Genomic DNA, 19,805 nt, shown 5'->3' with positions numbered 1-19,805 from the left:
CGCGCGTCTCTATGCTGACGGAGTGGACAAGGTGCCGACGATCAAGGACGTCGCCGACCGGGCCGGCGTGCATGCGGCCACCGCCAGCCGGGCGCTGAACACGGCGACCCGCGGCATGGTCAACACGCGCACGGTGACGCGCGTCCTGGAAGCGGCCAAGGCACTCGGCTACGCCCCGAACTCGGCCGCGCGCAGCCTGCGCACGCGGACCTCGTCGGTCGCCGGCGTGATCATCCCCGACCTGCGCAACCCGGTGTTCCCGCCGATCGTGCGCGGCATCGAGGACGGGCTGCGCGAGGCCGGCTACATGGCGCTGCTGGGCAACACCGATGGCGACATCGACCGCGAGCGCGAGCTGTTCGACGCCATGCGCGGCCGGCAGACCGACGGTTTCATCCTGGCCACCAGCCGCCGTGACGACGAGCTGCCGGCCACGGTGCCGACGGTGTTGGTCAACCGCCGCACCGACACCGGCGCGGTGCCGTCGGTGACCGCGGACAACGACGCCGGTGTGCGGATGGTGGTCCGCTCACTGGTCGAACTCGGACACTCGCGGATCGGGCATGTCGCCGGCCCGCGGCACTTGTCGACCGGCTGGGAACGCTATCGGGCCTTTGTGGACGCCACCGGCGCGGAGTCGGTGACCTTCGCGGCGGCCTTCACCGAGGAAGCCGGCTTCGAGGCGACCCTGCGGCTGCTCGACGCGTACGAGGGGCTGACCGCGATCGTCGCCGGCAACGACCTGATCGCCCTCGGCTGCTACGCGGCGCTGGCGTCACGGGGCCTGAGCGTGCCCGAGGACGTCTCGGTGACCGGCTTCAACGACATCCCGTTCGCCGACCGACAGCGGCCGGGGCTCACCACCATTCGTATTCCGCACTACGACATCGGCCTGGAGTCGGCCCGGCTCCTGCTGGCCCGCATCGCCAACCCGGCCGCGCCGGCCAAGCGCATCGTGCTCCCGGTCGAGCTCATCACCCGCGGTTCCACCGCTTCCCCCAAACCCTGACCCACCACATCCCGTGCAATCGTTTGCAGCTACGAGGAGTGATCATGCCTGACGGTCGTTGGGGCGCGTTCATCGGCGGCGAGTGGGTGCTGCCCGACGACCCGTCCTGGTTCTCCGTGCTCGAACCGGCGACCGGCGGGCATCTCGCCGAGGTGCTTGTCGCCGACGAAGCCCTGGTGGACCGGGCTGTGCGGGACTCCCGCCGTGCGTACGAGGGCGAGTGGGGCCGGCTGACGCCTCGCGACCGGGGTGCGTTGCTGCACAAGGTGGCCGCGGCGATCCGGGCCCACGCCGACGAGCTGGCCGAACTGGAGGCCCGCGAGGTCGGCAAGCCGCGTCGCGACGCCGCGCGCTTCGATGTCTCGTTCAGCTCGGCTGGTTTCGAGTACTTCGGCGGGCTCGCCGACACGCTGCACGGCACCCTCCTCGACCAGGGTGCGATCGAGGCACGCGTGCACTACGAGCCGTACGGCGTGGTCGCGGCGATCCTGCCGTTCAACTGGCCGCCGCTGCACTTCACCAAGAAGGCCGCGCCCGCGCTGGCCGCCGGCAACACGGTCGTGATCAAGCCGGGGGAGCAGGCACCGCTGGCCGTGCTGCGGCTGGTGGAGATCGTCAACCAGGTGCTGCCGCCCGGGGTCGTCAACGCCGTCGCCGGCCTGCCCGCCGGGCCCGCGCTGGCCGGCCATCCCGTGGTCGAGCGGATCACGTTCACGGGCGCGACCGCCACCGGTCGGCACGTGCTGCGGTCGGCGGCCGAGAACCTGACGTACGCGACCCTGGAGCTCGGCGGCAAGAATGCCCTGCTGGTGCTGGACGACGCCGACCTGGCGGTGGCCGTGGACGTCGCGATCGAGGGCATGTTCTACAACCAGGGCGAGGCGTGCACCTCCACCTCGCGGATCCTCGTGCACCGCTCCCGCTACGACGAGTTCCTCGACCGCTTCGTCGCCAAGACCTCCACGCTCAAGATCGGCGACGGGCTCGACCCCGACAGCGACATCGGCGCCATGGTCGACGCCAAGCAGCAGCAGAAGGTCCTCGGCTACGTCGACACCGCCGTCGACGAGGGCGCGAAGATCGCCTACCAGGGTTCGGCGCCGACGGATGACCGGCTGCGTAACGGTTTCTGGGCGCCGCCGACCGTGCTGGTCGATGTGCTGCCGCACCACACCGTGGCTCAGGAGGAGATCTTCGGGCCGGTCGCGTCGATCATGGTGTTCGACACCGACGACGAGGCGGTGGCCATTGCCAACGGCACCAGCTACGGCCTCACCGCCGCCATCGTCACCACCGACCACTTCCGGGCCAGCCGGCTGGCCGCCCGCCTGGAAGCCGGCATGATCTTCGTCAACAACTACCTGCGGCGCTCTTTCCTCGGCTCGCCCTTCGGCGGCGCCAAGGGCAGCGGCTTCGGCCGGGAGAACTGGGCCGAGACGCTGCACGAGTTCGTGCGGGCCAAGAACGTCCGGTTCCCGTCCGGCCGTCAGCCCATCCCGGTCTGGCCGCCGGTGAACTGATACTCAAACGCGAGTACTCACCCATTGACGTGAACGAGTACTTGTGTTTGAGTACCCGAGTATGAGCAGTGTGCGGCTGTACATCCTCGGCGCCCTGGACCGGATCGGGCCCATGCACGGGCACCAGATCCGGCGCGAGGCGCAGACGAACCGGGCCGAGCTGTGGACGGACATCAAGGTCGGGTCGCTGTACAGCGCGCTCGGCCGGATGGCGTCCGAGGGGATCATCGAGGCCGTCCGCACGGAGAAGGCCGGCAACCTGCCGGACCGGACGATCTACGCGATCACCGACAGCGGCCGGCAGGAGCTGGATGCCTTGCGCTGGGCGACGTTGCGCGAGGTGCGGCTCAAGCCGGATCCGGTCGACCTCGCGGTGCAGTACAGCGACGGCCTCGGCCGCGACAAGCTCATCGCCACCTTCACCCAGCGTCGGGCGGCGATCAGCGCCGAGCTCGACGGCTGGCTGCTGCTCCAGGAACAGGCGGCCAAGTACCTCCAGGGCACCGAATGGCTGTGCACCGAACACACCCGAATCCGGCTCGAGGCCGAGCTGACCTGGCACGACCAGGTGCTCGCCGAGCTGTCGAAGTCGACCGAGGACATGACATGAAACCCTTACGCGTGCTGATCATCGGCGGCGGGATCGGCGGCCTCGCCCTCGGGCAGGCCCTGCTCGCCGGCGGTGTCGACGTGCAGATCCACGAGCGCAACCAGTCGGCCGACGACTGGCTCCAGGGCTACCGCATCAACATCCACCCGCACGGCGCGCGGGCGCTGCACGACTGCCTGCCGACGCCGCTGTGGCAGGCCTTCCTGGCCACCTCGGTCACGCCGCCGGGCGGCATCTCGTTCCGTACGGAACGGTTGCGCGAGCTGATGACGATCGATCGCGACGCCATGACCGGCGGGTCCGACGACCCGGCGGACGGCCAGTACGGCGTGAGCCGGATCGTGCTGCGCCGGCTGTTGCTAACGGGTCTGGACCACGTCATCCATTACGGCTCGGTGTTCGACCACTACACGGTCGGCGACGACGGGGTCACCGCCCACTTCACCGACGGCACCACCGCCACCGGGGACATCCTCGTCGGCGCGGACGGCGCGAACTCGCGGGTCTGCGCGCAGTACCTGCCGGGCGCGGCCCGCGTCGACACCGAGGCCGCGGCGGTCGCCGGCCGGCTGCCGCTGACGCCGGCCACCCGGGCCTGGCTGCCCGAGGCCCTCACCGCCGGGATGATGATGCTGATGCCGCCGTCGGGCCGGCGGACCCTGTTCACGTCGGCGTTCGCCGGTCGCGAGCAGATGGCCAAGGCGGTGCAGGACGGGGAACTCGCCGCGGCGGGCGTCGACATCGACACCGATCTGCTGCTCGACGGGCTCGAGGACTACGTGCTCTGGGGCATGATCGCCCACCACGAGGACTTCCCGGCCGGCCTGTCCGAAATGGACGGTGTCGAGCGTCGGGCCGTGTGCACGGAGATGGCCCGCGGCTGGGATCCCGTGCTGGCCCGAATGATTGCGGAGAGCCATCCGGAAAATGTGGAGATGTTACGGCTCAAGCACTCCACGCTGCTCAAGCCGTGGCCGAGCACCACCGTCACGGTGCTGGGCGACGCGGTGCACAACATGCCGCCGGTCGGCGGGCTCGGCGCCAACGCGGCCCTGCTCGACGCCGCCGCGCTGGCCGAGGAACTGCTCCGCGGCAGCGATCCGGTCGCCGCCGTCGCCGCGTACGAGAAGCGGATGCGCGATCACGGCTACGCCGCGCTCCGCGAATCGGTGACGAACACCCGCCGCGCGATCACCCCGAACGTGGTGTCGCGTCGGATGGGCCGGGTCTTCTTTCGTGGCATGAAGATGATGTCGAGGCTCCGCCGACGTTCGGGCGGCTCAGCAGCGCCCGCCGACCGGCGATCGCCGCAAGAGTCGCCAGCGCGCTGACGGCCAAGGCGGCGCGCGGCCCGGCCAGGCTGATCATCGCGGCGGTCAGCGGCGCGCCGGCGGCGCTGCCGCCGAGCAGGATCACGGCGAACAGGGACATCACCCGGCCGGTCATCGCGGGATCGCCGCGTTGCAAGATGGCCAGCACAAAGGCGATGAACGCCGACCACGCCGCGCCGACCACGACCAAACCGGTGAGCGCGACCGCGGTCGTCGGCGCAGATGCGGTGACGGCGAGACCGGTGGCCATCACCAAGGCAGCACGGGGAAGGGCTTGCGGTCCCGGCTCGCCTCGAGCGGCGGCGGCCAGCGCCCCGACCAGCCCGCCGGCCGTCACGGCGGTCAAACCGACGCCGACCAGGCCGGGACCGCCGTGCAGCGACACCCGAACGAAGATCGGCACCGACACCTGGACCGTGAACCCGAGGGTGGCGGTCACGGCCAAGGCGAACAGTGGGGCCCGCAATTCCGGTGTGCGCCCTACGTGACGGAGCCCGTCCCGGATCTGCCCGGCGGCCCGGCGCACCCGGGGCGACGGACCGACCCGGATCGTGGCCAGCAGCACGACATCGGCGAAGAACGAGAAAGCGTTGGCGGCAAAGGTGATCGTCACGCCGACGGTGGCGGTCAGGGTCGCGCCGACCGCCGAGCCGGCGGCCATGCCGACCAGCAAAACGGTCCCGCTCAACGCCGACGCTCCGGCCGCGGCGCTCGAAGGCACCAGCATCGGCACCAACGAGCGGCGAGCCGGGGTGTCCACAGCGTTGATCACGCCCCAGGTCACGGCCAACACGAAAATCAGTGGCAGGTCAAGGATTCCGGCCGCCGACGCGACGGCGTAACAGCCCGCGACCACGCCGAGACCGGCTTCGGCGAGCATCAGCAGACGTTTGCGGTCGTGCCGGTCGGCCACGGCCCCGAACCACGGCCCGAGCAGGAGGCTGGGCGCGAACTGGCACGCCACCAGCCAGCCCAGCGCGTCCGGGTCCCGCTCGACCACCACCCACGACAGGGCCACGACCTGCGCCCACGAGCACGTGACCGAAGGCAGCTGGCCGGCGAGGTAGCGGCGCAGGCCCGGCACGCGCAGGGCCGCCAGCGTCGGATGTCCGGTCATCACAAGGTGAACGCCGCGGCGACGGCCAGCAGGAGGCCGAACACGTACGTGCCCATCGCGCCGGCCAGGCGGCCCGGCGTCGGGGCGGCCAGGGTCGGCGCGGTCAGCATGCCGACGGCGTGCACCAGGCGGGCCAGCGTGGCCCCGACGATCAGCGGAATGGCGATCCACTCCGGGCTGCGCAGGCCGACGACCAGGAACAACACGATCAACGTCGGCACGTACTCGGCCGCGTTGCCGTGCGCGCGGACGGCGATCAGCAGCGGGTTGGCCGGGTCGGTCGGCATCTGTGAGCCGCCGGCCTTGCCGGTGATGCCGCGCAGCCGGGACACGTTGAAGCCGAGCAGGAACACCGTCGCGGCCAGGACGGCGGTGCAGATGAGGGCGGTGGTCATGCTGTTCTCCCTTGTTCACGCGTGTCGAGCACGCTGTCGAGCAGGTCGGCGCAGAGCGTCCAGCCGAGCAGGGCGTCGGCCTTGCGCAGCGCGCCCACGCTGGTGACGTTGACTTCGATGAGGTGCGGCCCGATCACGTCCAGGCCGGCCAGGTGGATGCCGTTGCGGGCCAACACCGGCGCCAGTCGGGCGCAGATCTCCTTGTCCCGCACGGTGATCGGCGCTTCCGCGGTCGGGTTGCCGATCCGGAAGTCGCCGGCCGCCGGGAAGCGGTGGACCGCGCCGACCGGCTCGCCGCCGACCACGAAGATCCTCTTGTTGCCGGCGACGACCTCGCGCAGGTACCGCTGCACGAGGACCGCGCGGGTCCCGTTGCTGGTGGCGATCTCCAGCAGCGAAGCCAGATTCGGGTCGTGACGGCTCAGCCGCAGCACGCCGTGGCCGGCGAAGCCGTCCACCGGCTTGACGATCGCTTCGCCGTGCTCGGCGAGGAAAGACCGGATGGTGGCCTGGTCGGCGGTGAGCACCGTCGGCGGGATGAGGTCGGGGAAGGCCAGCGGCAGCACGTGTTCGCTGCACACCCGGATGCCGCGCGGGTCGTTGACCATCGCCGTGCGATGAGGATTGACCAAATCCAGTACCAGCAAGGCATTCGTGTAAGTCTCGTCGACCGGCGGCTCCGTGCGGATGAACACCGCCGCGGCGTCGTCGAGGCGGAGGTGCCGAGGCTCGCGATCCGTGAACCACGGATTCGGCACCGACCACCGGTGGCCGTCCAGCGGCTGCGACGGTGCCAGCCGTACCTGTCGGGCCAATGCCCGGGCCCGGCCGTTCACCGCCTCCAGCTGCCGGGCCTCGGTGATCCAGACCTCCGCGCCGCGCAGTTGCGCCGCGTGCATCAGGCCGATCGTGGTGTCGATGGACGGATCCAACGACTCGAGCTGGTCGGCGACGAACACGATCTTCACGACACACCTCCGGCGAGCGCCGCCGAACCGGCGATTTCCAGCAGGGGTTGGGTTTCCGGTGAACAGCCGGCGGCCGACTCGTGCCAGGCGCGGTCGAGGTCGGCGGCCCGGGGGAGCAGCAGATCGAGCGCCGCGCGGCGGGCCTCCGCGTTGCACAGCAGCGTGGTGACAGTGACGAGAGCCTCGCGGATGCGGGACAGCGGCTGGGCGTCGAGATAGCGGATCTCCAGATAGCCGCCGCGCGGCCGGACCGGCGGGAACAACGTCGACAGGTGGTACCGGGGATCAACCGCCTCGGGGATGGGCAGCCGAGGCGCGGCGGCGGCGAAGGCGAGATAAGCACCAACCGGATCGCTCAACGAGAGGTGCCGGCCGTCGTAGCCGGTACGACGAAGATCGACGCCCTGCCAGATCCGGGTCCGCTCGCCGCCCGAGTTGTCGAAGGCGGCGGCCAGCGCCGGCCCGGCGAGGTTGGCGACCAGCCACTGCTCCCGCCCGGCCGCACCGAGCAGCAGGTCGACGGCGATCTGAAGTGACGCGGTACGGCGCATCATCCACCGACCACACGGCCCGATCTCGTCGAACACGGCCTGCATCGCGAGGTAGCGCGGCGTCGGCCTCCGCAGTGGAACGTCCGAATTGTTGACGCCGACGGCCTCCAGCCGGACACCGCGAGCGGAGGCGATGTCGTTGGCGCGTCGAAGCAACGCCCGGACATCGCCCATCAAAGCGTCCACACTGGACCGTGGGGCCGGACTGAGCTCCAGCTGACCGCCGGGTTCGAAGCTCGGCCGGGCCGCGGCGACGAAGTCCGGGTCGAAGCCGTCGGCCAGCACGGTCGGGTCGGTGTAGGTCACCGGGATCAGCTCGATCTCCACGCCGATCCGCCCTGGCTGCCGGGCCGGGGCGAAGGCTCGGGATACCGCAGTGCTGATGTCCATGCCGTCGAAGATCCCTCCGGCGCCGCGCCGCGCACATCAGTGCTGGTACGCAAGCGGCCACTGCATCGGTGATACTGCCGGCGTGACCTCGGCGGATTCGCTCATCGGGCGCCGGGCCGAGCTGGGCCTGCTGCGTCGGCGGCTGGCCGACGCCCGGGCCGGGGCCGGCCATCTGGTGCTGGTCACCGGGCCGGCCGGGATCGGCAAGACCCGCCTGGTCGAGGAGCTGGTCGCCGACGGAACGCCGGTCGGCTGGGGCGCGGCCGTGACCGACGTCGGGATGCCGGCGCTGTGGCCGTGGGTCCGGGCGGTGCGGGACCTGCCCGGGCCACGCGACGCGGTCAACGCCCTGGTCGCCGGGACCGCGCAGCGTGAACACAGTTCGGCCGAGGAGTCGGCGGCGGCGATCTTCGCCGCCGACACTGCCGTGCTCGACGCGCTGGCCTCGGCAAGCGGGTCGGTGCTGGTCCTGGACGACCTCCAATGGGCCGATGAGGCGACGCTGCGCCTGCTGGACCGGGTTGCGGCGGAGATCCGCCGGTTGCCGTTGCTCGTCGTCGGCGTGCACCGGGACGGCCCCGACCTGCGGGCCCACCGGGCCGCCGAGGTCGTCAGCCTCGGGCCGCTGTCCCAGAGCGAGTCGGCCTGCCTGCTGTCCACCGCCGTCGACGGCGCTGACGCCGCTGCCGTGCGGCGGGCGGTCGAGCAGTCCGGCGGCAGCCCGCTGTACCTCCGGACGTTGGCCAAGGCCGCCGCGGATACCTTGCGCGGCAACGCGGCGGACACGGCCGGATCCGCGCCGGCGTTCCGTCACCTGGTCACGGCGGCCATGCGTGCCGCTGGTCCAGAGGCCGCGGCGGCGGTCGAGGCGCTGAGCGTGCTCGGCCCCGAGCCCCACGTCTTGGCCCAGCTGCTCGACGCGGATCCGGTTGAGACTCTGGAACGTTTCCTGCCGGCGGTGCCGGCCGGATTGGTGGAGATCGGGCCGGCAGGCGTCAGGTTCGCGCACGTGCTGGTCCGCGACGCCGCCTACGCCGCTTTGTCCCCGTCGCGGCGAGCCGCCCTGCACCGAGCGGCGGCCGAGCTGCTGGAACCGTTGGCGATTGGCCGTGACGACCGGGCCGCTGCGGTGGCCCGGCACTGGCAGCAGGCCGGCGAACCCGGCAACGCCGGGCCGTGGGCGATTCGCGCCGCCGAGGCCGCGCGGATGGCCGGCGCGTACGAGGAATCGGCGTCGTACGTGGGGATGGCCCTCGACGCAGGCGGGTCCGATCAGGCCGAGTTGCTGCTCGACCTGGCCCGGGTGCAGTACCTCGCCGGGCACATCAGCCAGAGCGCCGAGACCTGCGAGCGGGCGGCGGACGAGGGGAGCGGACCGGTCGCCCTGACGTCATCGGCCGCGCCGCGATCATCGTGCAGGGCGTCGGCCATCCCGAGGCCAACAGCCGGCTCGAAGACCTGTGCCGACGGGCGATCCGCCAGCTCGGCGAGTCCGCCCTGTGTGCCCGGGTGGAGGCGCAGCTGGCCTGCGTGCTGGTCGAGTTCTCCCGGAACGACGAGGCCGACGCGCACTCGCACCGTGCCATCGAGCTGGCCACCGATCCGCACTCCGAACTGGACGCGATCCGGGCCCGGGCCGGCGTGGCGTGGGCGCCGCAGCTCAACGACGAGATGGTGGCGCTGGCCCGGCGCGCGATCGAGCTCGCCGAGCCGGCCGGTCGCCCGCTGGACCGGTTGTGGGCGCACATCTCGCTGTCCGACGCCGCCGTGCACCGGGCCGACATGGCGACGGCGATGCGGGAGATCGCCGCGATGCAGGCGCTGGCCGACCGCACCGGCCTGCCTCTCGTGCGCTGGCACCTGCTCCGTCGGCAGGCGACGCTGGCCGCGCTGACCGGCGACTTCGCCGCCAACCGCCGGCTGCGGGCGCAGGCCGCCGAGATCGCCGCGAACTGGCACGACAGCTCGGTGACGTTCTCCGAGGTCGCCCAGTCCATCGGCCTCGCCATGCTGCGCGGCGATCCGTCCGACCTGATGCCCGAGTGGGAGGGCCAGCTGCCGGCCATCCGGGGCTATCCGCCCGTCGCCCAGGCCGGGCTGGCCATCGCCCTGCTGCTGGCCGGCCGCCGGGACGACGCCGCGGCCGTCGCGCTGCCGATCATTCGTTCCGTCGCCGACCTGCGGCGTGGCCTCGCGCTGGCGACCCTGTCCTACCTGCCCGACCTGGTGATCGAGCTCGGTGACCGGGCCGACCGTCTCGCGGTTCGCACCGTGCTGAATGAGCGGTTCGACGAGTCGTTGGCGACCGGTGCCGGCACGGTGTCGTATGAGGGATCGATCGCCCGCACGCTCGGCGAACTGGACCTCGCTTGCGACGAACCCGCTGCCGCCGTCGCACATTTCGAACAGGGCCTGCGGATCGACTCGCTGCTCGGTGCTCGTCCGTACGTCGCGAAGGGGCGCCTTGGGCTGGCCCGTGCCCTGGCGCTGACCGGCGATCACCGCCGCGCCACGCAGCTGGCCCAGTCCGCCGCCGATGACGCCCGCCGGCTGGACATGCCGGGGCTCTCCCGGGCGGTCGACACGTTCCTGGCGGCCGAGGATCCGCTCACGCCGCGTGAGCACGAGATCGTCGACCTCGTGGCCCAGGCGCTTTCGAACCGGGCCATCGCCGACCGGCTCGTGCTGTCCGAACGCACCGTGGAGAGCCACGTCCGGCGCATCCTGGCCAAGACCGGCCTGACCACCCGCACCGAACTCGCCCGCTGGTTCCTGCAACGGTGACGCCGGTCAGGCCCGACCGACTTCCGTTGCCGGTACACCGCCACAGCGGTTGTCGAGCGGCCTTGAAAATCGGGCGGCGGTGTCGGGACGAACCGTGTGCGGGCCGTGACGCTAGGCTTTCGGCAGGCCGTCGGGTGTGGGGAGGTTGGCGTTGGATCACCGGGGAACGAACCTGCCCGCCGTCGGCGAGTACAACCAGACGGTCGTTCTCGACGCCATCCGCCGCCGTCCCGAGGGCAGCACCCGCTCGGAGATAGCTGCCCTGACCGCGCTCAGCGTCATGACCGTGACGAAGGTGTGCCGGCGGCTGCTCGACGCCGGTCTCATCGAGGAGGACGGGATGCGCACCGGCGGGCCGGGCAAGCCCGCCGCCGTCGTCAAACTCAATCCCAGCGGCGGGTTCGCCGTCGGCGTGCACATCGACCCCGCTGCCGTGAGCTACGTGCTCGTCGATCTGTCCGGCGCGATCCGGGACCACTCGCGCACCGGAACGCCGACTGCCGGCGACGCCAGCGCCGTCATCGAGGAGATGGCCGCCGCGATCGACGCCCTCATCGAGGGTTCCGCCGTCGACCGGTCCCGGGTGCTCGGCATCGGCATCGCGTCGCCCGGTCCGGTCACCGTGGACGACGGCGTGATCCTGAACCCGCCGATGATGCCGAACTGGCACCAGGTTGCGCTGCGGAGCTCGCTGTCCGAGGCGACCGGTCTGCCGGTGTTGCTGGAGAAGGACACGACCGCCACCGTCATCGCCGAACTCTGGTACGCCAGTCCCGGCACCCGCCGCGACTTCGCTTTCATGTACTACGGCACCGGTCTCGGCACCGGTCTTTCGCTGTCCGGCGACGTTGTCCGCGGCGTGAGTGGCAATGCCGGCGACGCCGGGCACATCACCGTCGATCCCGAGGGTGAGGTGTGCACGTGCGGCCGGCGCGGCTGCGTCGGTTACGTCACCGTGCCGCGTGTTGTCGTCGAGCGCGCCGTCCGCGACGGTCTGCTGTCCACCGACGACCTGTCCGATGTCGACACCGCCCTCCGCCGCCTGGCCGGCCTCGCCCAGTCCGGCCGGCCCGCCGCCGTCGCCATCCTGTCCGATGTGGCCCGGGCGCTGGCGCGGGCCATCGTGGTCATCGTCAACCTGCTGGACATCGACGAGGTCGTGTTCGGCGGTCCCTTCTGGGCCAGCATCTCCCCGGTCGTTCTGCCCGCCCTCCCCGATGCCGTCGGGCAGGACCCGGCGCTGGTGTCGCCGCACCCCGTGCGGATCCTCGAGTCGGCGATCCCCGTCGACGTCGCCGCCGTCGGCGCCGCGACCCTCATGCTGGACAACACCTTCTCGCCCCGGCCTTCAGCGCTGCTGCTCACCGCGGAGTAGCGCCACATGCGCTTCCTATGTGGCGCCAGGTGCCACATAGGAAGCGCATGTGGCGTCAAGGCGGTGCGCTTTCCCTTTGCTCTCAAGCGATTACCCTGTGCGAGTTTGCTATAGCAACCGTTGCTGCGAATTACGATATATGGTTTAGTAACTCGGGTCGCGGGGTTCGGTGCGTGAACCGCACCGGACTTCCGTGTCCTGCCCGAGGTGTCGCGAACCCTTGACTGAGAAGCGTCAACGTCGACCCGGCGGCGTCGTTCGCCTGCCGTTCTCCGTGAGGAACAACATGAGCAAGAACCGTTTGGCAGGCGTGGTTGCCGCAGTGGCCGCCACTGTCACGGCGCTCGCCGCCTGCTCGTCGCCACCGTCCGCATCGGACAGTTCGGCCGCCGCCTCCTGCACGCCATCGCCGGGCAAGGTGACGCTCCAGTACTGGAACACCGTGTCCGGCATGGACCAGGTGGTTGCCTTGTGGAACAAGGAAAACCCCAACATCCAGGTGCAGACCAAGAACATCGCCAACGACCAGTACGGGGCCATCGGCAACGCACTGAAGGCGGGCACGGCGCCGGACCTGGCCCAGGTGGGTTACGACGAGCTGCCGGACCAGCGCACCCAGGGCGCGTTCGTGGACGCCTCGGCCTGCGCCGACGCGGTGGCGGCCAAGTCGAAGTTCGTGCCGTGGACGTGGGCCCAGAGCAGCTTCGGCGGCACGGGCGTGTTCGCGATCCCGCAGGACACCGGCCCGATGGCCCTCTACGTGCGCAGCGACATCTTCAGCCAGCACGGCCTGTCGATCCCCAAGACCTGGGACGAGTACGCGGACGACGCGCAGAAGCTGCACGCCGCCGACCCGAACCTGACGATCACGTTCTTCGACCCCAACAACGCCGAGTGGTTCAACGGACTTCTCTGGCAGGCCAAGGCGAAGATGTACGACTACAGCGGCGACACCTGGCACGTCACGGTGAATTCCGCGCAGAGCAAGCAGGTCGCGGACTACTGGCAGAAGCTGATCAGTGCCAAGCTGGTGCGCACCGACCTGGCCAACACCTCCACCCCGATGTACGCGGCGTACGAGAAGAACCAGATCGCCACCTATGTCGGCGCGGCCTGGGGCTACGGCAACTTCCGGGACAACCTGCCGGACCAGGCGGGCAAGTGGACGGTCGTGCCGATGCCGACGTGGAACGGCAGCGCCGCGTCGGGCGACTGGGGCGGCTCGACGGTGGCCTTCATGAAGGGCGGCCAGCACCTCTACGAGGCGGTCAAGTTCAACCTGTGGCTCAACAGCGACCCGGAGGCGCTCGCGCTGTCCAACAAGGTCGGCGGCCTCTACCCGGCGGCGACCGCCGGCCTTCAGCTTCCCCAGCTGTCGCAAGGGGTTCCGTACTACAACAACCAGAAGATCTTCGACGTCTTCGCCGACTCCTCCAAGCAGGTCGACACCAGCTTCACCTGGGGGCCGACGCAGAAGGCGGTGAACGTCGCGCTCCAGGACGCGATGGCCAAGGCGACGGCCGGCAACGGCACGCTCACCGACGCGCTGGCCACCGCGCAGTCGACGGCCCTGTCGTCGATGAAGGCGCAGGCGATCCCGGCCGTGGCGGGGAACTGACCTCGGCATGACCGACCTTGCCGTCACAGCAGCGGGAGGCCGTCGCCGTCGTGGCGTCGGCCGCCCGCGCGCGGTCACCATCCTCGCGTTCGTGCTGCCGTTCATCCTGCCGTTCGTGCTGTTCTACCTGGTGCCCGTGGCCTACGCGGTGTGGCAGAGCTTCCTCGTGGTGCGCCGCACCGGCGGCGAGTACGGCACGCTCTACACCACGTTCGGCGGCTTCACCCAGTACGCGCAGGCGCTGCAGAACTCCGAGTTCTGGGGCAGCATCGGCCGTATCGCGCTGTTCGGCATCGTTCAGGTGCCGGTGATGCTGTTCCTGGCGCTGGCCATGGCCCTGCTGCTGGACGCGCCGATGCTCAAGCTCAAGTCGTTCTTCCGGATCGCCGCGTTCATGCCGTACGCGGTGCCCGGCGTGATCGCCGCGATCATGTGGGCGTTCCTGTACTCGCCGCAGCTGAGCCCGGTCGTCGAGCTGTTCAAAGGCATTGGCCTGCAACCGGATTTCCTCGGGCCAGGGGCCGTGCTGTGGTCCGCGGCCAACGTCTCGACCTGGCTGTGGACCGGCTACAACATGCTGATCATGTTCTCGGCGTTGCAGGCGATCCCGCCGGACCTGTACGAGGCGGCCAGGCTCGACGGGGCCAGCGACTGGGCCATCGCGTGGCGGATCAAGGTGCCGATCATCGCCCCGTCGATCGTGCTGACCACGGTGTTCTCGATCATCGGCACGCTCCAGCTCTACGCCGAACCGGCCGTGCTGCGCCAGATCTCGTCCAACATCTCCAGCACGTTCACGCCGAACATGCTGGCCTACGCGGTGGCATCGGGCAACAACTACCAGCAGGCGGCGGCCATCTCGGTGCTGCTCGCGGTGATCACGTTCGTGCTCAGCGTCGGGTTCATGCGACTCACGTCGAGGAGGGTTGGCCTGTGAACAAGCAGAATCCGGTCAGCCGCACCGCGGCGATGGCCATCATGTTCGTGCTGGCCATCTACTTCCTGCTGCCGATCTACTTCCTGTTCGTCGCGGCGACCAAGCCGCAGGGCGACCTGGTCTCCACGTTCGGGTTGGCGTTCTCGCACTTCCGCCTGTTCGAGAACCTCGGCGACCTGTTCGGCCGGAGCAACGGGATCTTCGTCCAGTGGGCGCTGAACAGCGTGATCTACGCGGTGCTCGGCGCCGGTGTCGGCACCCTGATCTCCGCGTTGTGCGGCTACGCGCTGGCCAAGTTTCGCTTCCGTGGCCGGGAATTCCTGTTCTCGGTGATCCTCGGCGGCGTGCTGGTGCCGACCACCGCGCTGGCGCTGCCGCTGTTCCTGCTGTTCTCGGCGGCCGGCCTGGTCAACACCTATCTGGCCGTGTTCCTGCCGAGTATCGTCAGTCCGTTCGGCGTGTACCTGGCCCGGATCTTCGCCAGCGCCGCGGTGCCGGACGAGATCCTCGAGTCGGCCCGGCTGGACGGCGCCGGCGAGCTGCGCACGTTCTTCTCGGTGTCGGTGCGGCTGATGACGCCGTCGCTGGTGACGATCTTCCTGTTCCAGTTCGTGGCCATCTGGAACAACTTCTTCCTGCCCATGGTGATGCTGCAGAAGGAGTCGCTGTTCCCGATCACACTCGGCCTGTACGAGTGGAACGGCCAGACCGTGCACATTCCGGACCTACAGGAGTCGGTGATCACCGGGGCGCTGGTCTCGGTCGTCCCGGTGATCATCGTGTTCGTGCTGCTGCAACGGTTCTGGCGGTCGGGGCTGGCCGCCGGGTCGGTCAAGTAGCTGTTCCTCTGGGGAGAAGGTCTCTGCCATGCCGAAAAACGCTGTGTTCGTGCCCCACTTCCACTGGGACCGGGAGTGGTACGAGCCCTTCCAGGTGTTCCGCCACCGGCTGGTCCGCGCGCTGGACACGGTGCTGGACACGGCCGAGGCCGATCCCGACTTCCGGTTCACTGTGGACGGTCAGCTGGCCGCGATCGAGGACTACCTTGAGATGCGGCCGGAGAACCGGGACCGCGTCGTCGCCCTGGTCGAGCGGGGCCAGCTGGCCATCGGGCCGTGGCTGATCCTGCTCGACGAGTTCCTGTGCTCCGGTGAGACCATCGTGCGCAACCTCCAGATGGGGTGGGCCGCGGCGGCCAAACTCGGTGGGGCGATGCCGATCGGCTATCTGCCGGACATGTTCGGGCACGTGGCGCAGATCCCGCAGATCCTGGCCCGTGCCGGCATCGAGCACGCTGCGCTGTGGCGTGGAGTGCCGAGTTCGGTGCAGGGCCACGCTTTCCGCTGGCGCGGCCCGGACGGCTCCGAGGTGCGGACCGAATTCCTGTTCGACGGCTACGACAACGGCCTTGACGTGCTGCTGGTGCCGGACGTGATCGGCCGCGCGCTCGACGAGTACGCGGAGATGACCGCGCACCGGTGGGGCACGGATCCGGTGCTGGCCATGGCCGGCACCGACCACGTCGCGCCCGATCCGCGACTGGCCAGCTGGCTGCGGCGTGACTCCACTGTGGAGCGTCCGATCACCATTGCCACGTTGGCCGAATACGTTCAGCAGCAAGCCCGTGACGAGGTGACCGCCGTCGTCACCGGCGAGCTGCGCAGCCACGTTCGCGGTAACATTCTGCCCGGTGTGCTGTCCGTTCGGCGTCCGCTCAAGCAGCGGATGGCCGTCGCCGAGCGCACGGTCGACCACGCCGAGCGGATGAACGCGCAGTGGTCGGCGCGGGACGAGTCGCAGTTCCTTTCCTTGGCGTGGCACAAGATTATCGAATCGACGGCCCATGACTCGGTGGTCGGTTCCGGCACGGACGAGACCGCGGACCAGGTCGAAGGCCGGCTGGCCGAGGCTGCGCACATCGCTCGGGCAGTACGGGACGCGGCCTTGGCCGAGCGTGCCGCGCTGGTGCCCAGCGACGGTTACCTGGTGGCCAACCCGTTGCCCAGCGCCAGGACGACGCTCGTCGAGGTGGATGTCCTTACACCGCAAGACACTGACGCTCTGGTCGTGACCGCCGCCGGCGGCTCGACGCGGCCGGTGCAGCTGACTTCGTTGGCCCCGACGGTCCTCGGCGACGAGCGCGTGGACGCCTCGCAGCTCGAACGCGTGCTGCGCCGGATTCACCGCCGCGAGCTGTTCGGCCGTCAGATCGACCGCTACGAGCTCACCCCGGGTTCGCTCGTCTTCCATCTCGCCGAAGTCCCCACCAGCGGGCCGTTCGACCTGATGATCTTGCGCCGCGAGGTCGCCGAGGCGGCCGCCGCGCACCCGGGGGAGTGGACCGTCCTCACGCTGGCCGAGGCCCGCGCGACGGTGCTGGTGCCGGTCGACGTCCCCGCGTCCGGCTTGGCCGGCTTCCGCGTCGAACCGGGCACCGCTGCCCAGAATTTCGCCCCGGCGACCGCGACCGCGCACCGACTGGCGAACGGTCTCGTCGACGTCGACATCAATACCGATGGCACCTTCGACGTCACCGGAACCGACGGCACCGTGTTGCGCGGCGTCGGGCGGCTGGTCGACGGCGGCGACCGTGGCGACAGCTACAACTACGGTCCGCCGGCCCAGGATGTGCTCGTCGACAAGCCGACGGACGTCGTCGTCGAGGTCCTCGAGACCGGTCCGCTGCGGTCGCGGGCGTTGATCACCCGGACCTATCCGTGGCCGACCGCGCTGTCGTCCGATCGGGACGTGCGAGGGGCCGAGATCGCGTCGACCCCGGTGGAGACGCTCGTCGAGGTCCGGGCCGGCGAGCCTTTCGTGCGCGTTTCGACCTCTTTCCTCAACCGGTCGGCCGACCACCGACTCCGTTGGCACGTGCCGCTGCCCGCACCGGTCGCCGGCTCCGCGTCGGCCGGCCAGTTCGCCGTCACCGAGCGTGGGCTGACCGCCGAGGGCGGGTGGGGCGAGTTCCCCATCCCGACCTTCCCGGCCAGCGAGTTCGTGACCGCCGGTGCCGCGACCGTCTTGCTCGACCATGCCACCGAGTACGAGGTCGTCGGCGACGAGTTGGCGATCACGTTGCTGCGGGCCATCGGTTCGATCAGCGTCAACATCCATCCGCTGCGGGACGAGCCCGCCGCGTCCGAGATCCCCGCGCCCGGCGCGCAGGAACTCGGCGTCCGCATCGACAACCGTTTCGCCATCCTGCCGTCCGCCGCCGGTTGGCAGGCCGCCGACGCCGTCGCCCAGGCCGCTGCCTTCCGTAACGATGCACTCGTCACTCGCGGCACCGCCCCCGCCGGCCAGCCGCTCCCCGCCGACGCCTCCGGCATCGCCGTCGATGGCACGGACATCTCCGTGTCGAGCGTCCGTCGCGTTCCCGCCGGCATCGAGGTGCGCCTCGTCGCCATGACCGACGCCGGTTCCACCGCCCGCGTCACCGGTTCGTTCACCGAGGCGAGCACCGTCGACCTGCTCGGTCGGCCGTTGTCGACGATCCCGGCCGGTGGCGCGTTGGAGGTCGCCCTCGGCCCGTGGGAGATCCGCACCATCGTGCTCCGGTAGTCGCCCGACCGGCGACGTCTCGGCCGGTCGGCACCGGTTTTCGCGTACGGCAACGTGACTCGGCGACGTTTGCCTTCCTCAGCAGCCGACTCGTGTTTCGCCGGTGAGGTGGTCCGGTTTGGTGCCCGCGCCGCGCTCTTGCCGGTTCCCTGCTCACCATCGGGACGCGGTTTCGCGGCTGTCCATGGGTGGGATGTCCGCGGGGGCGTGATGGCGTGGCGGTGATGACCGCCGGCGTTCACAGCTGCGCCCCCGTCCCGGCCAAACGGGTGTCTGGAGGCGGTGGTTGCCCCGCGCGGCAAGGCCATTGCCGAAACTGGTCTAGACCAGGCATACTGCTGCTCAGTCTCGACCGGAACCGGTACCGGCCACTCTCGCCCCCGCCCGAGAGGTGACAGCGATGTCGATTCGGCTACCGCCGCACGCCCATGGCGGCCAGCGGCCTCCTGCTCGATGACCTGCGCCTAGCGCCTGAATTCAAGACACCGGGGCTCCGCCCGGTGTCTCCCTCAGCCCTGCACTGAAGGAGAACCATGTCACGAAGAATCTCGGCCCTGCTCGCGGGCCTGGCCACGGTCGCGGCGATGCTGACCCTGCCCGCCCTGCCGGCGCAGGCGGCCACCGGCGCGATCACGGGCATCGGCGGCAAATGCGTGGACGTGGCCGGCGCGAACAGTGCCAACGGCACGGCGGTCCAGCTGTACGACTGCAACGGTACGGGTGCGCAGCAGTGGAACGTGGTGGGCAACGGCCAGATCCAAGCGCTGGGCAAGTGTCTGGACGTGTCGGGTGGCGGCACGGCGAATGGCACGGTGGTGCAGCTCTACGACTGCAACGGGACCGGCGCGCAGAACTGGACGGTGTCGGCGGCTCACGACATCGTGAACGTCGCGGCGAACAAGTGCCTGGATGCCAGCAACAACAGCTCGGCCAACGGCACCCGGCTGCAGATCTGGGACTGCGCCGGCACGGCCAACCAGAAGTGGAACGCCCCGGGGTCCGGTGGCGGTGGTGGCGGCGGGTTCGTGGTCAGTGAGGCGCAGTTCAACTCGCTGTTCCCCGGCCGGAACGGCTTCTACACGTACAGCGGCCTGGTCGCGGCGATGAGCTCCTTCCCGGCGTTCGCCACCACCGGCAGTGACACGGTGAAGAAGCAGGAAGCGGCGGCGTTCCTGGCCAACGTGGCCCACGAGACCGGGAACCTGGTCTATGTCACGGAGATCGACAAGTCCGGCAACTACTGCGACACCAGCCGCCCCTACGGCTGCCCGGCCGGCACGTTCAGCTACTACGGCCGCGGCCCGATCCAGCTGAGCTGGAACTTCAACTACAAGGCGGCCGGCGACTCGTTCGGCGTCGACCTGCTGGACAACCCCTGGCTGGTCGAGCAGGACGCGGCGATCTCCTGGAAGACCGGCCTCTGGTACTGGATGACGCAAACCGGCCCGGGCACCATGACCGGCCACAACGCGATGGTCAACGGGGCCGGCTTCGGCCAGACCATCCGCAGCATCAACGGCAGCCTCGAGTGCGACGGCCGCAACCCGGCCCAGGTGCAGAGCCGGGTGGACAACTACAACCGGATCGTCGGCGTGCTGGGCGTGCCGGCGGGCAACAACCTGTACTGCTGATCCAC

The 19,805-nt window shown here is 70.2% G+C and carries 16 protein-coding genes and 1 pseudogene; 12 read left to right on the top strand and 5 right to left on the bottom strand.

Translation table 11 applies throughout. The features are described from left to right. Positions 1-22: 22 nt before the first annotated feature. From M3Q35_RS15265 to M3Q35_RS15250, 4 genes and pseudogenes are all read left to right on the top strand, one after another. On the top strand, positions 23-1,009 hold the full coding sequence (locus tag M3Q35_RS15265) for a LacI family DNA-binding transcriptional regulator (RefSeq protein ID WP_273942423.1): 987 nt from the start codon (positions 23-25) through the stop codon (positions 1,007-1,009). A 44-nt stretch (positions 1,010-1,053) separates the two neighbouring features. Beyond that, positions 1,054-2,529 carry an aldehyde dehydrogenase family protein gene (locus M3Q35_RS15260; RefSeq protein ID WP_273942422.1) on the top strand — a complete coding sequence of 492 codons (1,476 nt, stop codon included), beginning with the start codon at positions 1,054-1,056 and terminating at the stop codon, positions 2,527-2,529. Between the two features lie 61 nt (positions 2,530-2,590). Beyond that, positions 2,591-3,139: a PadR family transcriptional regulator gene (locus tag M3Q35_RS15255; protein ID WP_273942420.1), complete on the top strand. Its 549-nt coding sequence runs from the start codon at positions 2,591-2,593 to the stop codon at positions 3,137-3,139. After that, positions 3,037-4,293 (top strand): annotated as a pseudogene (locus M3Q35_RS15250) (FAD-dependent oxidoreductase); the annotation flags it as partial. The gene M3Q35_RS15255 and the pseudogene M3Q35_RS15250, both read left to right, overlap by 103 nt. Positions 4,294-4,330: 37 nt before the next feature. Here the strand turns inward: M3Q35_RS15250 and M3Q35_RS15245 are convergent. The 4 genes from M3Q35_RS15245 to M3Q35_RS48890 are packed head-to-tail and all read right to left on the bottom strand — an operon-like array spanning position 4,331 to position 7,891. Continuing rightward, positions 4,331-5,587, bottom strand: coding sequence for an MFS transporter (locus M3Q35_RS15245; protein ID WP_273942419.1), 1,257 nt, complete (start codon positions 5,585-5,587; stop codon positions 4,331-4,333). Next, on the bottom strand, positions 5,587-5,982 hold the full coding sequence (locus M3Q35_RS15240) for an MAPEG family protein (protein WP_273942418.1): 396 nt from the start codon (positions 5,980-5,982) through the stop codon (positions 5,587-5,589). Before M3Q35_RS15240 ends, M3Q35_RS15245 begins: the two co-directional genes overlap by 1 nt. Then, entirely contained in the window at positions 5,979-6,950 is a 972-nt protein-coding gene (gshB, locus tag M3Q35_RS15235; RefSeq protein WP_273942417.1) for a glutathione synthase, read from the bottom strand. Before gshB ends, M3Q35_RS15240 begins: the two co-directional genes overlap by 4 nt. After that, positions 6,947-7,891 (bottom strand): glutamate-cysteine ligase family protein, encoded by a 945-nt coding sequence (locus M3Q35_RS48890; protein ID WP_273942416.1) that lies wholly within the window; start codon positions 7,889-7,891, stop codon positions 6,947-6,949. Before M3Q35_RS48890 ends, gshB begins: the two co-directional genes overlap by 4 nt. 82 nt (positions 7,892-7,973) lie before the next feature. Here M3Q35_RS48890 and M3Q35_RS15225 point away from each other — a divergent pair, with 82 nt between their 5' ends. The 3 genes from M3Q35_RS15225 to M3Q35_RS15215 all read left to right on the top strand — a co-directional run bounded on the left by M3Q35_RS15225 (position 7,974) and on the right by M3Q35_RS15215 (position 12,050). Continuing rightward, a complete protein-coding gene (locus tag M3Q35_RS15225; RefSeq protein ID WP_273942415.1) occupies positions 7,974-9,785 on the top strand; it encodes an ATP-binding protein in 1,812 nt (603 codons plus the stop codon). Then, entirely contained in the window at positions 9,686-10,675 is a 990-nt protein-coding gene (locus tag M3Q35_RS15220) for a response regulator transcription factor (protein WP_273942414.1), read from the top strand. The genes M3Q35_RS15225 and M3Q35_RS15220 overlap by 100 nt, the downstream gene beginning before the upstream one ends. Before the next feature lie 151 nt (positions 10,676-10,826). Continuing rightward, positions 10,827-12,050 (top strand): ROK family transcriptional regulator, encoded by a 1,224-nt coding sequence (locus tag M3Q35_RS15215; protein ID WP_273942413.1) that lies wholly within the window; start codon positions 10,827-10,829, stop codon positions 12,048-12,050. A 234-nt stretch (positions 12,051-12,284) separates the two neighbouring features. On the opposite strand, the gene M3Q35_RS15210 is transcribed toward M3Q35_RS15215, so the two are convergent. After that, on the bottom strand, positions 12,285-12,503 hold the full coding sequence (locus M3Q35_RS15210; RefSeq protein WP_273942412.1) for a hypothetical protein: 219 nt from the start codon (positions 12,501-12,503) through the stop codon (positions 12,285-12,287). Here M3Q35_RS15210 and M3Q35_RS15205 point away from each other — a divergent pair. From M3Q35_RS15205 to M3Q35_RS15185, 5 genes are all read left to right on the top strand, one after another. Beyond that, the gene (locus M3Q35_RS15205) at positions 12,502-13,668 is read left to right on the top strand and encodes an ABC transporter substrate-binding protein (RefSeq protein ID WP_273942411.1); all 1,167 of its coding nucleotides are present in this window, start codon (positions 12,502-12,504) and stop codon (positions 13,666-13,668) included. The genes M3Q35_RS15210 and M3Q35_RS15205 overlap by 2 nt on opposite strands. A 7-nt stretch (positions 13,669-13,675) precedes the next feature. Continuing rightward, positions 13,676-14,605 (top strand): carbohydrate ABC transporter permease, encoded by a 930-nt coding sequence (locus M3Q35_RS15200; protein ID WP_273942410.1) that lies wholly within the window; start codon positions 13,676-13,678, stop codon positions 14,603-14,605. 32 nt (positions 14,606-14,637) lie between these two features. Beyond that, positions 14,638-15,444 (top strand): carbohydrate ABC transporter permease, encoded by an 807-nt coding sequence (locus M3Q35_RS15195; RefSeq protein WP_273944357.1) that lies wholly within the window; start codon positions 14,638-14,640, stop codon positions 15,442-15,444. A 28-nt stretch (positions 15,445-15,472) separates the two neighbouring features. Then, on the top strand, positions 15,473-18,169 hold the full coding sequence (locus M3Q35_RS15190; protein WP_273942409.1) for a glycoside hydrolase family 38 N-terminal domain-containing protein: 2,697 nt from the start codon (positions 15,473-15,475) through the stop codon (positions 18,167-18,169). A gap of 533 nt (positions 18,170-18,702) precedes the next feature. Further along, positions 18,703-19,800 (top strand): glycoside hydrolase family 19 protein, encoded by a 1,098-nt coding sequence (locus M3Q35_RS15185; protein ID WP_273942408.1) that lies wholly within the window; start codon positions 18,703-18,705, stop codon positions 19,798-19,800. Positions 19,801-19,805: the final 5 nt, after the last annotated feature.

Origin of the sequence: Kutzneria chonburiensis, from assembly GCF_028622115.1 — a bacterium.
Classification (GTDB): domain Bacteria; phylum Actinomycetota; class Actinomycetes; order Mycobacteriales; family Pseudonocardiaceae; genus Kutzneria; species Kutzneria chonburiensis.
The sequence above is the reverse complement of the archived record's forward strand: the minus strand, read 5'-3'. Positions and strand labels throughout refer to the sequence as shown.

Excerpts from the sequence above, each read along its gene's own strand:
- M3Q35_RS15220 (WP_273942414.1), top strand. The coding sequence starts at position 9,686 with ATGCGGGAGATCGCCGCGATGCAGGCGCTGGCCGACCGCACCGGCCTG.
- M3Q35_RS15255 (WP_273942420.1), top strand. The coding sequence starts at position 2,591 with ATGAGCAGTGTGCGGCTGTACATCCTCGGCGCCCTGGACCGGATCGGG.
- M3Q35_RS15200 (WP_273942410.1), top strand. The coding sequence starts at position 13,676 with ATGACCGACCTTGCCGTCACAGCAGCGGGAGGCCGTCGCCGTCGTGGC.
- M3Q35_RS15260 (WP_273942422.1), top strand. The coding sequence starts at position 1,054 with ATGCCTGACGGTCGTTGGGGCGCGTTCATCGGCGGCGAGTGGGTGCTG.
- M3Q35_RS15205 (WP_273942411.1), top strand. The coding sequence starts at position 12,502 with ATGGACCAGGTGGTTGCCTTGTGGAACAAGGAAAACCCCAACATCCAG.
- M3Q35_RS15240 (WP_273942418.1), bottom strand. The coding sequence starts at position 5,982 with ATGACCACCGCCCTCATCTGCACCGCCGTCCTGGCCGCGACGGTGTTC.
- M3Q35_RS15185 (WP_273942408.1), top strand. The coding sequence starts at position 18,703 with ATGTCACGAAGAATCTCGGCCCTGCTCGCGGGCCTGGCCACGGTCGCG.
- M3Q35_RS15210 (WP_273942412.1), bottom strand. The coding sequence starts at position 12,503 with ATGCCGGACACGGTGTTCCAGTACTGGAGCGTCACCTTGCCCGGCGAT.
- M3Q35_RS15190 (WP_273942409.1), top strand. The coding sequence starts at position 15,473 with ATGCCGAAAAACGCTGTGTTCGTGCCCCACTTCCACTGGGACCGGGAG.
- M3Q35_RS15245 (WP_273942419.1), bottom strand. The coding sequence starts at position 5,587 with ATGACCGGACATCCGACGCTGGCGGCCCTGCGCGTGCCGGGCCTGCGC.
- M3Q35_RS15195 (WP_273944357.1), top strand. The coding sequence starts at position 14,638 with ATGGCCATCATGTTCGTGCTGGCCATCTACTTCCTGCTGCCGATCTAC.
- M3Q35_RS48890 (WP_273942416.1), bottom strand. The coding sequence starts at position 7,891 with ATGGACATCAGCACTGCGGTATCCCGAGCCTTCGCCCCGGCCCGGCAG.